Below are 15,540 nucleotides of genomic sequence, written 5' to 3' on the forward strand. Positions count from 1 at the left end.
TTCATAATGATTTTCCCCTTTTCAAAAATTACATGTATACGATAGTTTTAAGAAGTATACAATTATATTTTATAATACCCCACCCCTGCCTATTTGTCAAGGATTATACACCAAAAAATGCAGGTAAAATATATGAAAATATCCTGCTTTATTGCAGGATATTTTCATATATATAGCAAGTGTTTGCAGATTTTCATTCCCCAGATTTAAGAGCCTCTAGCATATCGAGTTTACTTAAATGATGATGGACATACCAGCCCAAGATGGCTAGGATGCCGAGAACCGCACCAATTGGCACCAGATAGACACTGATCGATACAGTCGGAGCAAAGAGGATAGCAGGAGAGGCAATGACGATGAGCAGCAGACGGTGGAGGAAGAATCCTGCCACCAAGCCTAGGATAATCCCCAAGACGGATAACATCATGGTTTCTCGGTAGATATAGAAGGTCACTTCTCGGTCATAAAACCCGAGAACCTTAATGGTAGACAATTCCCGAACCCGCTCTGCCATATTGATATTGGTCAAGTTGTAGAGAATCACGATTCCAAGGAGAACCGACAGAACAATCAAGATAATCATGACAGACTGGAGCGACTGGACGATGGTTTCAAGCAAGGCAATCAAGGAGGTGTTTTGGACAACTGCTACCACTCCTTTCATGGCAAGAAAGTCTGTCGCGACCTTTTCAAGCGCTGCTGTCTGGTCATCAGCTAAAACTACGAGAGCTGCATTTGGTTGATAGGCCTTACCTGCTGCCTCTTGGTAGGCTGCGGCGGACAGATAGATGAAATGCCCTGCATACATCTCTGCAATGCCTGCTACCTGAATGGTGATGGGCTCTTGATTGACCTTAACAGTCATCCTTTCTCCAACTTCAACCTGGTAAAGTCGGGCTAATTTTTCAGAGACAACGGCTCCCTTTTCTGGGAGTGACAGGGATTGACCCGTTGCAGGATTGCGCAGGGCAACAAAGGAAGACAGGTCCTTTTCTGGGCTGACAAAAAGACTAATGGCAAGGGCTTCTTCCTGCCCTTTGACAGTCTCATTTAAGCCATAGTAGGCGACAGGAAGGGTCTTCTTGATGTCTCTTGAGTGGAGCGCTGCTTCTACCTCGGCCTTTTCTTGCTTGCTGGCTCTGGTTTGCTCGACCACGACCAGATGATAATGGAGAAGCTGTCCAAATTGCTGATTGATGACCCGCGAAATCGAGGAGCGAATCCCTAGCCCTGCAAATAGGAGGGCAACCGAACCTGCTACGCCCACAATGGTCATCAGCATTCGTTTTTTATAGCGCAGGATATTGCGTGCTGTCACCTTTTGAGTGAAGCTCAAGCGTCTCCAGATAAAAGGGAAAAATTCCAAGAAAATCTTGGCCCCTGACACAGGAGGTTTTGGTTGCAACAATTGGGCTGGCTTTTCTCTTAATTCCCGACGTGCCACCAAATAGGCTGGCAAAACTGAAGAAAGCAGAGAAAAGAAGACGGCAAGAATCATCCAGAAAGGATAGAGATGCAACTGGCTCTGACCGATGACCGTTGTATCTGTAATAATCCGACTAATCATCGGAGCAAGGAGGAAATTCCCTAAGAGAATCCCTGCAATCGTCCCCGAAAGACCAGAAGTCAAGCCATAGATGACAAACTTCATCAGAATCTGTTCATCGGTGTAGCCGAGCGCCTTGAAAATGCCTACGTTTGAGCGTTCTTCATCCACAAAGCGGGTCATGGTCATAAAGGTCACAAGAGCTGCTACTAGATAGAGGACTGCTGGGAAAATATTCCCTACAGCTGAGACACTCTTGGTGCTACTGTCATAATTGGCATAGCCATTTCCCCCAGGTAGGCTATCTCTAGTATAACTCCTGTATTCTGGCGTATTGAGACGGGCTAGGTCAGCCTGAGCTACTTGGAGTTCTTTCCTTGCAGTCTTCACCTGTTTTTCGACCTCCACGCGCTTGGTCTCAAAATCTTTCCGACCTTGTTGTAGTTCTGTTTGGCCTCTAGCTAGCTCTGCCTCTTTCTCCGCCAAACTAGCTCGTGCTTCCTCTAGTTGCGCCTGCCCATTTTCATACGCAAGACGACCAGATTCATATTCAGCAAGGCCTGTCTCATAGGCAGTTTTCCCCTCTTGGTAGCGATCCAAGGCTGTTTGGTACTGCGCCACTCCGTATTCATACTGCTCCTTAGCAATTCTGTAGGTAGCTTCTTGTTGCTGGTATTGAGCCTTTCCTGTTTCATAGGCGACTTGCCCTGTCTGATAGGCCTGCTGCATGGTGGCAATGTCGGTTTCTAATTGCCTTAAGCGATGCTCGAGTTCAACCAGTTCTGGAATTTCACCTTCGTGGCCTGTAGCTGCTGCAAAGGCAATTTGATCCTGAATAGCCTGAATCGTTGCTGCATAATCGCTTCTTGCTTGTTCGATTCCGGCAGCTAATTGTGCTAATTCCTCTTCTTGGGCTTTTAAAGTGGACTGGGCTGCAAGAAGCCCTGCTTCTGCCTGCTCCAATTCCCGCTTGCTTTTGTCCAAACTAGCACGGTTACTATCCAGTTCTTTTTTGGCTACCTGCAATTGACTGTAGTGACTGTCCAATTCTTTTTTGGCAGTTGCCAGATCTGTTGCAGTCAACTCTAGGCTGGTGGCTTGCAGTTCAAGCTCTTCCTGCCCTTTCTCCAGCTGCTCTTTGGCTTGCTGCAAACCTTCTTCATTGGCGGTGAGCTGGCTGTCTGCTTCTTCCAGTTGCCGCTGGGCATCCTGAATCTTTTGCTCGGCATCCTGAATCTTTGTGTTACCGTCCTTTTTAATAGTCGCTAAGCGTTCCTTGCCGTTGTCTGCCAAGAGCTGATTGAGTTTGTCTTGGTGGGCAAGGATTTTTTGCTTATAGGCTGCCTGATAGTAGGGAATGGCTGCCACATCATCATAGCGAATACGGGCGATCATGTAGACTTCAGAATCAAAAGCCTCTTCTGGTACAAAGGCATAGGCAGCTAGCTGTCCAGTCCCTGTACTAGCTGGTCCGAGATTGATTTTTCCCCAGATTTCAGACGAATCCGCAAAACCTGTCACGATAAACTCTGTCTCTTTTAAAACTGAAGCCTGTTTATGTCCCTCCTTGACCCTAATCTTGTCGCCGATATGATACTCCCCGTCAAGATTGGTCGACAGGAGGATTTCCTTGGCGGATGTAGGGGCCTTGCCCCGTTTTAGCTGATACTGGGAAATGGTCTTAGGAATCGAAAATAGGCGAATAGCCTGCGTCCCTGTCCCAAGGGTCACGTCCTTGAAATAGGCATATTCAATCGTGGCACCTGTTAGGCCGTCCAATTCTGCCTTGTCTGCCTGACTGATACCGAGGTCTGACATGACTGCCAAATCCATCATCTGTCCTTGGTCAATATAATGCTGGGCTGTTTTTTCCATATTGGGCGCTGCTGCTTTTAGTCCTATAAAGGCCATCGATCCAATCAGCATCAGATTAAAAATAGAGAAAAAACGCCCCTTTGAGGACAGCAAGGATTGGCGAATGGTTTTCCAATAAATCCTCTTTTTCATCTTGTCTTCCTAATATTCTAAGGTCATGATGTCCTGTGGATGGGGATTGACCTGAATGGAGTGTACACTGGCATCGCGCATCTGAATGACCTTGTCTGCGATGGGGGCTAGAGCTGCGTTATGGGTCACAATCACAACGGTCGCCCCTTCTTTTTTGGACATATCCTGCAAGATTTGCAAGACCTGCTTGCCTGTCTGGTAATCGAGTGCGCCAGTCGGCTCATCACACAAGAGCATCTTAGGGCGTTTAGCCACTGCACGCGCAATGGCAACCCGCTGCTGCTCGCCTCCTGACAGTTGGGCCGGAAAATTATCTAAGCGATGGCCCAAGCCCACTTTTTCCAAGACCTCAATCGGATTCATGGCATCGCGCACGATTTCAGAAGCCAGTTCCACATTTTCTTTTGCGGTGAGGTTGGCCACCAAGTTATAAAATTGAAAGACAAAGCCGACATCCTCTCGGCGGTACTTGGTCAACTGCTTGGCGCTGAACTGGGCAATATCCACCCCATCGATTTGAACCACACCCTCATCATTGGTATCCATACCGCCTAAAATGTTGAGCAAGGTTGACTTTCCAGCACCAGAAGATCCCAGAATGATGACCAATTCTCCCTTTTCAATCTCAAAGGAAATATCCTTGTTGGCCACAATACGATTGTTGCCCATAGTATAGGATTTCGAACTGTTTCGTACTTCTATATAAGCCATATCCTACCTCTTTTCTTCTTCCCTTTATTATACCATGTTTTCGCTTCCAATGGAAAACGAGTAAGATTTCCTCACTCGTTTTTCTACTTTCTAAAGACTTTTAGCGGCTGCTAGAGCGGCATCGTAATTGGGATGTTCATTGACATTGTCAAGGTATTCCACATAGACAATCTCGTTGCTTTCATTGAGAACAAAGACTGCACGCGCTAGTAAATTCCATTCCCGCATCAAGAGGCCGTAGGATTTTCCAAAAGCATGATCATAATAGTCTGATAGGGTCACTGCGCCATCCAGTCCTGCTGCGCCACACCAACGAGCCTGAGCAAAGGGTAAGTCTGCTGAAACAGTAATGACAACCATATTGTCTGTATCTGCCAGCTCTTGATTGAAGCGACGGGTCTGCGTGTCACAAATGCCTGTATCGATGGATGGAACGACACTGATTACCTTGCGTTTTTTCCCAAAATCATTGAGGCTTTTAAGAGTCAAATCATTTGCCATGAGGACAAAATCAGGGGCTTGATCTCCTACGCGTAAGTGAGGTCCGACAAGAGTCACTGGTTTTCCGATAAATGTTGTCATAGTAGGCTCCTTTATTCTAATACCTCTATTGTAAGCGTTTTGCCTCTAAAATGCTAGTGTTTTGATTGAGTTTTACGATTCTTTTACAAAATAATCGTTCAAAACCTGCTCTACCTGTTCTGGTTGTTTATAGTGGATTGAGAAAGGAATAGGACAAGGCAGGGAGCTGCAGATAGAACTGGCCTTCATCAAAGCGACGTAACGATGTCCTAACGGTTATTCAATTCACCATATCTTGACAGGCGGGAATGTTTCAAGCGTAGGGCATTGGCTAGGACCGATACCGAACTGAGCGACATGGCTGCTCCTGCCAACATAGGATTGAGTAAGGGACCACCAAATAGGTGTAAGGCTCCCATGGCAATCGGAATGCCGATGACATTATAGGCAAAGGCCCAGAACAGATTTTGCTTGATGACCCGCATAGTGGCCTGACTGAATTGAATCGTGCGCGCCACATCAAGCAAGTCGCTACGCACCAGCACAATATCCGCTGATTCAATGGCAACATCTGTGCCAGAGCCGATGGCAATACCGACATCGGCCTGGGCCAGCGCTGGGGCGTCATTGATTCCATCACCGACCATGGCCACCCTCCTGCCTGTTTCCTGCCATTCTTTGACAACAGCTGCCTTATCTTCTGGTAAGACCTGACTGATGACCTCTTGAATTCCAGCTTGAGCTGCAATGGCTTCCGCCGTCTCCTTGGTATCTCCTGTCAGCATGACCACTTCGAGTCCCATGTCTTGTAGCTCCTTCATGGCTTGAGGACTGGTTTTCTTTACTCTGTCTGCAATTCCAAGAACACCGACCACCTGTTTTTCCATGGCCAGAAAGACGGGTGTTTTCCCATTTTGAGAAAGAAGACGGCCATCTTCTTCTGCCTGTCCCAAGTCTACTTCATAGGCTGTCATTAAGGCCAAATTGCCAAGGAGCACGTCTTGTCCATCGACTGTTCCAACAAGGCCTTTTCCAGAAAGAGACTGAAAATCAGCAACTGGCGAGAGAGCAAGTCCCTTTTCTTGAGCAGAAAAGCGAATAGCCTCACCCAGAGGATGCTCCGAATAATGCTCCAGACTCGCTGCTACTTGCAGGATGATATCCTCAGATTTTCCATGATAACCTACCCTATCTGTCACCCGTGGCTTGCCTTCCGTCAATGTCCCTGTCTTATCGACAATAATCGTATCGAGCTTCTGCGCCCGCTCCAACACCTCACCTGACTTAATGAGTATGCCGTGTTCCGCGCCTTTTCCAGTTCCTACCATAATGGCTGTCGGTGTCGCAAGTCCCAAGGCACAGGGGCAGGCAATGATTAAGACCGCAATCATAATGGAGAGCGAAAAGGCCCATGATTCTCCTGCTATGAGCCAGAAGATACCCGCACTAAGAGCAAGGAGCATGACCACCGGAACAAAGACCGCAGCTACCTGATCTGCTAGCTTTGCAATTGGAGCTTTCGATCCTTGCGCTTCTTCGACCAAGCGGATAATCTGTGCCAGAGCCGTGTCTTTTCCAACCTTGGTAGCCCTCATGTGAAAGGCTCCATTTTTATTGATAGAGCCACCAAATACAGCATCACCTACTGCTTTTGACACAGGGAGACTTTCTCCCGTCAGCATAGACTCATCTACCGTTGATTGCCCTTCTAGCAACTCGCCGTCAACAGGAATTTTTTCCCCGGGACGTACCACTAATTGCTCCCCTACCATGACTAGGTCAAGCGCAACCTCCCTTTCTTGCCCATTTCGAATGACACGGGCTGTCGGAGGAGTCAAGGCCATCAAATGCTGAATGGCTGCTGATGTCCGACTTTTTGATACGGTTTCGAGGTATTTCCCAAGCGTAATCAAGGTCAAAATGACCGCCACCGACTCCAAATACAGTTCCGCATGACCGCCGTGGTTTACCTCAACCCTGTCTGACCACAATAGACCTGTCATGACAATCCCCTGAATCAAGGCCGCACCTGTCCCAATCGCAATCAAGGAATCCATATTGGGATGTCCCTTTAACAAGGTTTTCACCCCCTTTTGATAAAAGGAACGACCCAGATAGACAATCGGCAGAACTAAGATAAGCTGAATCAGAGCAGACACAGGCGCCTCATGGAAAATCGCTGGTAGAAGAACATCCCCCCAAGGCAACATCGGAACCATGGCTAGATAGACCAAGGGAAGTGCAAAGACGGCTGACCAGATAAAGCGTTGCCACAGTTTTTTAGCCTGCTCTTCTTGCTCCGCTGCCCTATCTACCTGCTGCCCCGCTTCTTCTAAAAAGGCTTCGTAACCTGCTTTTGCCACCGCTTGCTGAATGGTGGAAGTAGACTGCAAAGTGGCATCATAGCGGACATAGAGGCTTTCTCTTGCCAGATTGACCGCAGCTTCTTCTACTCCGTCAAGACCTGCAACACTACGCTCAACAGCCATGGCGCAAGAAGCACAGCTCATGCCTTTAATCTGATAGGTCTGCTCGACAGCAGTTGAGCGCAAGCGATACCCTGCCTTTGCCACGGCACCGATCAAATCCGCTTCTCCCACCTCTCCTGCCTCATAGGCAACTGTTGCCTGCTCCGTAGCTAGATTGACGTTGGCTGCTGTCACACCTGTTAGGGATTGGAGTGTTTTTTCAACCGTCATCGCACAGGAAGCACAACTCATGCCCTCTACCGCATAGGTTTTCTTCATTTTCTTCTCCCCTTTCGTCTACATTTGTAATCTTTGTTATCTAGTATAGCATTTTCCGACTACATTTGTAAACAAAAATGATTTTAAAAAGCAGGAACATGCTAAATTTCCTACTTTCTCTATCCTTATTTGCAGGTTTACGGTTTACGGGCCAGCATAGTCGCAAAGCGAAAACGCAAGAAATTCCCATGCTCATCTCGGCGATGAAGTTGACCAAAATCCTCGTTGTACTTGATGAGCTCCCAATCCTTGTAGTACTGCTTTAACTCATCTCGATCAAAGGTAAAGGAAAAGTTCATGGGACACGGCGCATCGTCTGTACTCATGGCAGCGACAATCAGATTGTAGCCACCGCTATTGGTCTGGGCTTGCATATTGTCAATAATCGCAGGAATCCGCTCGCGCTCTAAAAACATCAGAACTACCGTTGAAATAATCCAGTCGTATCGCTGCTCGAGGCTAGCCTGATTGATGTCGTACTGACCGACCTGCAAGTCCAAATCTTCCGCTTCCATGACGGTTAATAGGGTCTCAAGACTAGGTACATGATGATCTACAGCCGTCACATCAAAGCCTTTTTGAGCCAGATAAAGCGCATTGCGCCCCTGTCCACATCCCAAATCCAAGACCTTGCACGGCTCGGTAATGGTCTCAAGTGCCTCTATCACTTCTGAATGTGTTCTCGTAAAGCCATATTTTTTAGCCAAGTAATCCTCTGGCTGGCAGAAGAATTCCACAAAAAAGCTGGTATCGTCTGTCATCAAGGTCACCCGATGCCAAGCCTGGGGCTCGACCATGGGAATATCGTCTGTCGCTCGGTAATGATAGGTGGCAGTAATCTCATTGTCGTTTGAGATGGCTTCGTACTTGAGTTCACCACTCAAGACCTTAATCTTACCCCATGTTCCAACCTTGGTATTGTGCTTATGAGTGATTTCTGTGGGGACCGTTTCCTTGGTCCAAACAGGCATCCGTTTGTAGGCTACTAAGTCTGACATATCTGTTCTCCTTTCTTTCTATTGTAGGAAATTATGAACGTCAATGCAACTATTTCCAGTATTTTCAAAAGAAAAACGCCTAGAAATGTCTTTCTAAGCGTTTAACGGTAGATAAGAGGAAACTTTTATTCTTTGTCTTCTCTCTTACCTTTACCAAGTGCAAGGAAGCCTGCCAGACCAAGAGCGATTAGGCCGTAAACTCCTATGGTTGAAGTTTCCGTACCTGTCCTAGGAAGTGCTCCTTTAGATGGTTTCACAGTAGTTGAACCTGCTTGTGCTGGTCCTGACTGACCTGGCATTGGAGGCTGACCAGCTCCTGGGTCGGTCCCTTGTTTTCCTGGCTGAGTCGGTGGTGTTTGACCTGGGTCGGTCGTTTGGTTTGGTTTAGCAACCGCTGAACCTTTTGCGACATTTCCCTTGGCATCCTTACCGGTTGCTGTGACAGTTGACCCATCTGCAACTTTATCGGCTGGGATTGTAACTGTTCCATCCTTATCAACCATGACACCATCTGGCAGCGTGCCTTTCGGTGTCCATTCACCTGTCGTAGGGTCTTTCACAATGGTTACGGTTTGCTGGGAGCCGTCTTCATCAGTATAATCAATCGTACCTGTTGTGTTATCCTCACCTACCTTGACAGTTACTGAACCGTCTTCATTAGCCGTCACACTTGGCTTGTCGGCTGTGGTATCTTTATCCGTATCAGAGGCCGGCTTGCTGTTTGGATCTTTCGAATCTGTTCCTGCATCCTTTTCTGCGTCATCAGTAAATCCATCATTGTCATCGTCTGGATCCGTGACATCTGGATTCCCATCGCCATCTGTATCACGCTGAATAGTGATAATGAATGGTTTTTCAGCAATGACCTTGCCATCTTTATCCTTCACGACCACTGTAATTGGGAACTCACGTGTTTCCTCATCTTTACTCCAATCCGTCACTTTAGTTGGAGTGCCTGAAATTACACCGGTTGCTGGATTATAGGTTACACCATCTGGAAGACCTATCACTTCTGTTGTAGCATCTGTTGGAACATTGGCAGTTGTCACCGTAATCGGTTCAATTGGTTGTCCTTCAATAACCGTCTTATCTGATACACCATCGATGGTTGCGCTTGGCTTGCTAGCTGGATCTTTTGGATCCGTACCAGCATCTTTTTCTTCTGCATCCGTAAATCCGTCACCATCATCATCTGGATCGGTCACATCTGGATCACCATCTTTGTCTGTATCACGCTGCACCTTAATCACGAAGGTCTCGGTTGTCTCATTGCCTGCTTCATCTTTCGCTTTAACGGTGACAGTAAAGGTTTTCTCCTCATCTGTACCCCAGTCTCCTACAGTTGGAGTGCCTGAAATCACACCAGTTGCTGGATTATAGGTCACACCATCTGGAAGACCTGAAACGGTGATGGTTGGAGCTTTACCTGAATCATCTGTTGCTGTGACAGTAATTGGTGTGATACCCTTGCCTTCAACAACGGTTTGATCAGTGATAGGAGCAATCGTTGGATTCGTGGTGTCCTTATCCTTATCCTTATCCGTATCAGGCGCTGGCTTGCTCGTTGGATCTTTCGGATTCGTGCCTGCTTTCTTCTCTTCTGCATCCGTAGAGCCGTCACCATCATCATCTGGATCGGTCACATCTGGATCACCATCTTTATCTGTATCACGCTGCACCTTAATCACGAAGGTCTCGGTTGTCTCATTACCTGCTTCATCTGTCGCCTTAACAGTGACAGTAAAGGTTTTCTCCTCATCTGTGCCCCAGTCGCTCACAGTTGGAGTGCCTGAAATCACACCAGTTGCTGAATCGTAGGTCACACCATCTGGAAGACCTGAAACGGTGATGGTTGGAGCTTTTCCTGAATCATCTGTTGCTGTGACAGTAATTGGTGTGATACCCTTGCCTTCAACAACGGTTTGATCACTGATAGGAGTAATCGTTGGATTCGTGGTGTCCTTATCCTTATCCGTATCAGGCGCTGGCTTGCTGTTTGGATCTTTCGGATCTGTTCCTGCTGCCTTTTCTGCGTCGTCAGTAACTCCATCTCCATCATCGTCTGGGTCGAGGACATCTGGCATTCCGTCACCATCTGTATCACGTTGAATAGTAATTGATACAGTTACGTCTTTCGTTTCTTTGCCATTGGTAACAGTTACTGGAATCTCAACTACACGTTCTTCCTCGTCTTTTTTCCAATCACCTACCGTTGGGGTACCTGTCAAGTTGCCATTTGCATCAACAGATAGGCCGTTGGTTGGAGTTGAAGTAATGGTTGAACCATCTTTGTTTGGTGTAACCACTTGGATTCCATCTGGAATTGGAGCTTTTTCAATCACTTTCGTTGGGGTGGTGGTTACTGTAAGACTAGTTGGCTTGCTGTCTGGGTCTTTGGAATCCGTACCAGCCTTTTTCTCGTCCTCGTCAGTAAATCCATCCCCGTCATCATCTGGGTCGGTCACATCTGGAATACCATCTTTGTCTGTGTCACGTTGAACAGTAATCGTGAATGGTTTTTCAGCGATGACTTTTCCGTCTTTGTCCTTCACGACAACTTTACCAGGGAACTCTCGTGTTTCCTCGTCTTTGCCCCAATCCGTCACTTTAGTTGGGGTGCCTGAAATCACACCTGTTTTCGGATCATAGGTCACACCATCTGGAAGACCTGTCACTTCTGTTGTGCCACCCGTTGGAACGTTAGCCGTTGTCACGGTCATTGCGTCGATTGGCTGGCCTTCAACAACTGTTTTATCTGATATACCATCGATGGTTGCGCTTGGCTTGCTGTCTGGGTCTTTGGAATCCGTACCAGCTTTTTTCTCGTCATCGTCAGTAAATCCATCCCCGTCATCGTCTGGGTCGGTGACATCTGGAGCACCATCTTTGTCTGTATCACGTTGAACAGTAATCGTGAATGGTTTTTCAGCGATGACTTTTCCGTCTTTGTCCTTCACAACAACTTTACCAGAAAACTCTCGTGTTTCCTCGTCTTTGCCCCAATCCGTCACTTTAGTTGGGGTGCCTGAAATCACACCTGTTTTCGGATCATAGGTCACACCATCTGGAAGGCCTGTCACTTCTGTTGTGCCACCTTCTGGAACGTTAGCCGTTGTCACGGTCATTGCGTCGATTGGCTGGCCTTCAACAACTGTTTTATCTGATACACCATCGATGGTTGCGCTTGGCTTGCTGTTTGGGTCTTTGGAATCCGTACCAGCCTTTTTCTCGTCCTCGTCAGTAAATCCATCCCCATCATCGTCTGGGTCGGTGACATCTGGAGTGCCATCTTTGTCTGTATCACGCTGCACCTTAATCACGAAGGTCTCGCTTGTTTCATTTCCTGCTTCATCTGTCGCCTTAACAGTTACTGGGAATTCTTTCTCTTCAGCGTCGCCCCAGTCTTCTACCGTAGGTTTACCTGAGATGACACCCGTTTTCGAGTCATAGGTCACACCATCTGGAAGACCTGAAACGGTGACGGTCGGCTTGGTTCCTGAATCATCATTTGTAGTAACGGTGATAGGAGTGATGTCCTTGCCTTCGGTAACTGTTTGATCCTCAATTGGCTCAATGGTTGGTTTGGTAGTATCTTTATCTGGCTCTGCTACAGTTACTTTAACTGGAACAACTTCTTTAGAACCATCTCCATAAGTCACTTCAACAGGGATTGTATAATCTGTTCCAGGAGTTGCACCAGAAGGAACCGTTACGCTCACCTTGCCATCTGCATCAACTGTCGCTTTAGTACCTGCTGGAAGCGGAGTGGTTCCGTCAGGTTGCTCTGTTGAAATCGCATAGGTTGGTTTTTTGGCATCCGCTGGCAATTCTGGTGTAAAGGTTGGAACTGCTGTTGTGACCGTCTCACCTGGTTTACCAGTTACATCTGTATAGGCAGGGGTGTACTTGTCGTTATCAGACTCGATTACAATGATTTTAGCTTTTACTTCTTCACTTGAACCATCTGGATACGTCACTTTAACTGGAACAGTAAATTCTGTACCAAATCCTGCGCTATCCCCAATTGGAAGAGTCACAACACCGGTAGTTGGATCTACCGCTGCACCTACTGGAGGTTCTTCCCCCAATTCATACTTCACGTTTGCTGGAGTTGCAGCTGCACCATTTTTGTCTGTGAAAGTTGGTACTTTAGAAGTAGCGGTTGTTCCAGCTTTAACGTGCGTGTCTTCATAAGTCGGGGTATAGTTGTCCTTGTCAGACTCAACAACGGTGAATTTGGCAGTCGCAGTATCTTCTGACTTATCCTTATAAGTCACAACCACTGGAACATTGATTTCTGTACCTGCGGCAAGATCATCTGGAGTTTTTACCGTTACGGTACCTGTTGCTGAATCAATAGTTGCTGTCACTCCTGCTGGAAGTCCACTAGTATCTCCCAGTTTGTAAGCTACTGATGCAGCTGGAGTTGCGCTAGCACCGTCTTTATCCGTAAAGGTTGGAGCAGCTGATGTTGCTGATTGACCAGCTTTCACTTCTGTATCTGTATAAGCAGGAGTGTACTTATCAGTTTCTGTTTCAGGATGGTTGAGCTTGAATTCAGCCGTTACAGTCGAAGTCGTTCCATCTTTATAGGTGACTAGGACATCAACAGTCGTATCTTCTGTGGCATTCTTCCATGTAATCACACCTGTCTTCGCATCGATAGAGAAGTTAGTAGGTGCGGCATCGCTACCATCGGTCGAAACAAATGAGAATGTTGCTCCGTCTGGTGCAGCAAGTGTTTCTTCTTTATCCTTTGTATGTGCGACATCGAACGTTGGCTTAGTAGATGTTGTATTGGTCGCCCCTTGATCCGCGTAAGTGACTTCATACTTCGGAATGAGTTGATAAACTGCCGTAAATGAATCTTTTTGGATTGGATAAGGCGGAAGAGAACCGTCTGCATTGACTGCATATAATTCTGCGAAATAGGTAGTGGTTTTCTTCAGGTCGCTTGGTACTGTATACGTTGAATCTGGCAAGGTTCCGTCTGCATTTGCTTCAACTGCTGTACCTTCAGCTACAACCTTACCATCTTCATCTTTCCAGATAACCTTGTAATACTCACCTGTTCCTGGCTTAACCCCTGTTATCTTCGCAATCGCTGTATCACCAGGTACAGCATAGTTAGAGTAGGAATCATAATTTACAATATCCAATTTTGCATCATTGTGGAAGGCTGCAAATCGAACGTTTGTCACATTGTTATTGCCTGGAATTTCAAGTGTGCCAATATTATATCCAACATTCCAGAAAGTAGGTAAGGTATCTCCCCATGCGCCTGCATTAGCAGCACGTGGAACATCACCGTAGAATGGTGTCGTAAATGAAATACCCTCTAAGTCAGCCACAACCATCAACCAGTCCAAGTTGATATGTTTTGGTGCTTTATTGAGGTCTAAGCCTGAATCTGTTCCTCTACTTCCAAATTTACCGTAAGATGGACTGTCGGCAACCGTCCCCATCCATTCAGTTCCTTTTTTCGTCACACCTGAACCATTTGTAACATTTTGATCGCTGCGTAAGACAGAATCACGATTATTGATGACGCCATCAAATCCTGGATTGTTCCATGCTTGTCCAAAGGTTCCATTAAACTGAATCTTGTACTCACCTTTAGCATCTGTCTTTGCTACAACCGTTTCAGCGATCCATTTAGAACGATCTGCTTTAATCTGAGCAATGAGATACTCACGTAGTTTCTCTTCATTCTCACGTGACCAGTTCGCACCACGAATATTGGAAGACTTGTCCTTGTTTACTTTTGGTGTCCAAGAAGAACCATCTGCAACAAATTGTTGTAATACATCAAGTTTATTCAATTCTGCAACTGCATAGTCACTCAAATAGGAGGCATAAACATTGATACCAGCTATCCCAATATCTTCTTTTTGACGACTGATTAAACCATTCCAAGTCAGCGCTCCTTGTGGGTTATTGTTATTCCAATACACCTCACCTGATACTGTTCCGCCTTCACTCTTATCTGGAGAAGCTGGAGTTTGCTTCGCATCTTGTTTCCAAATATCGGAGTTTTTATAAGCATATTGAATTTCAACATCTGTTAGACGGCCATTGATGGTATCATTTCCTGCACCATTCGTTGTATCAAGCGCAGATCCTTCTGGAGCAATTTGCTCTTCTCCATAAGAATAAAGAAGCTCATACTGATTCGTGTCAGGGTTGACAGACCAAATACGCCATTTTTCAGCATTGGCATCTCCAGCTCCTAATGAAGCATAAGCATTAAATGTCCATTTCTTACCATCAGCACCAATAAAGGGAGCCATACCAATAGCAAAACTACCGTCCTCGTTCGTAGTTGTTGTATAGATTGGTGAACTAAGTCCATTTTTCTCATACCATTGGGCATAGACCTTCACGCCTCCTAGACCAGTTGCTGTGGTAGCAGTATTATCGTTTGAATTCCCACCATACTTAAGGCGGACATCACCACTAATAGTATGCTTATCGGACTTGTTCGCTTTACTTTCAATTGCATCTGCTTCAGAAGTACCACGATTTACAGAAACACGCGTGTCGTGGGCCGTAGCTTCTGCTATAATGTTAGCTACTTCGGCATCATGGTTAATAATCCCTTTGGTTTGCTTAGCAACTTCCCCAATATAATAGGATTTTTCAACATCATTCAGGTTACTAAGGCCATTAATCGTTGCAATCGCATTTGTATAGACACCATCTGTTACCTTACGGAGACCTGTCCTCATAGGAAGAGGATCATGAATTTCTGTTGTTGAAGGAGTTGAAACTACTGTATCTAAATCATTTGCTGATACAGTTGTTGCCAAACTCACCATCATAGCTGTTCCAAGAAGAACGCTAGCAGCACCAAAATGGTATTTGCGGATTGAAAAACGTTGGCTCAAACCATACCAGTCAAACTTGTTTTTCTTCGTCTTTCTCACAAGTAAACACCCCTTTATCATTTTTAATATATAATACATGGATTCGGCACCTCAAAGAAGCGCACTCCCCCATATTATACCCC

Annotated in this window: 6 protein-coding genes; all 6 read right to left on the reverse strand. The window is 46.3% G+C overall.

Features of this window, described 5'->3' with window-relative positions; genetic code table 11:
- Nucleotides 1-193: 193 nt before the first annotated feature.
- Nucleotides 194-3,553, reverse strand: a complete 3,360-nt coding sequence (locus BU202_RS03340; protein WP_075104396.1) for an FtsX-like permease family protein — start codon at nt 3,551-3,553, stop codon at nt 194-196.
- 9 nt (nt 3,554-3,562) lie between these two features.
- Nucleotides 3,563-4,264: an ABC transporter ATP-binding protein gene (locus tag BU202_RS03345; protein ID WP_075104397.1), complete on the reverse strand. Its 702-nt coding sequence runs from the start codon at nt 4,262-4,264 to the stop codon at nt 3,563-3,565.
- Between the two features lie 90 nt (nt 4,265-4,354).
- Entirely contained in the window at nt 4,355-4,846 is a 492-nt protein-coding gene (tpx, locus tag BU202_RS03350; protein ID WP_075104398.1) for a thiol peroxidase, read from the reverse strand.
- A 209-nt stretch (nt 4,847-5,055) separates the two neighbouring features.
- Nucleotides 5,056-7,533, reverse strand: coding sequence for a heavy metal translocating P-type ATPase (locus tag BU202_RS03355; protein WP_075104399.1), 2,478 nt, complete (start codon nt 7,531-7,533; stop codon nt 5,056-5,058).
- A 137-nt stretch (nt 7,534-7,670) separates the two neighbouring features.
- On the reverse strand, nt 7,671-8,531 hold the full coding sequence (gene tehB, locus BU202_RS03360) for an SAM-dependent methyltransferase TehB (RefSeq protein ID WP_075104400.1): 861 nt from the start codon (nt 8,529-8,531) through the stop codon (nt 7,671-7,673).
- 125 nt (nt 8,532-8,656) lie between these two features.
- Nucleotides 8,657-15,457: a YPDG domain-containing protein gene (locus BU202_RS03365; RefSeq protein ID WP_075104401.1), complete on the reverse strand. Its 6,801-nt coding sequence runs from the start codon at nt 15,455-15,457 to the stop codon at nt 8,657-8,659.
- Nucleotides 15,458-15,540 lie beyond the last annotated feature (83 nt).

This window comes from Streptococcus cuniculi, assembly GCF_001921845.1.
Taxonomy (GTDB): Bacteria; Bacillota; Bacilli; order Lactobacillales; family Streptococcaceae; genus Streptococcus; species Streptococcus cuniculi.

Excerpts from the sequence above, each read along its gene's own strand:
- BU202_RS03340 (WP_075104396.1), bottom strand. The coding sequence starts at position 3,553 with ATGAAAAAGAGGATTTATTGGAAAACCATTCGCCAATCCTTGCTGTCC.
- BU202_RS03345 (WP_075104397.1), bottom strand. The coding sequence starts at position 4,264 with ATGGCTTATATAGAAGTACGAAACAGTTCGAAATCCTATACTATGGGC.
- tpx (WP_075104398.1), bottom strand. The coding sequence starts at position 4,846 with ATGACAACATTTATCGGAAAACCAGTGACTCTTGTCGGACCTCACTTA.
- BU202_RS03355 (WP_075104399.1), bottom strand. The coding sequence starts at position 7,533 with ATGAAGAAAACCTATGCGGTAGAGGGCATGAGTTGTGCTTCCTGTGCG.
- tehB (WP_075104400.1), bottom strand. The coding sequence starts at position 8,531 with ATGTCAGACTTAGTAGCCTACAAACGGATGCCTGTTTGGACCAAGGAA.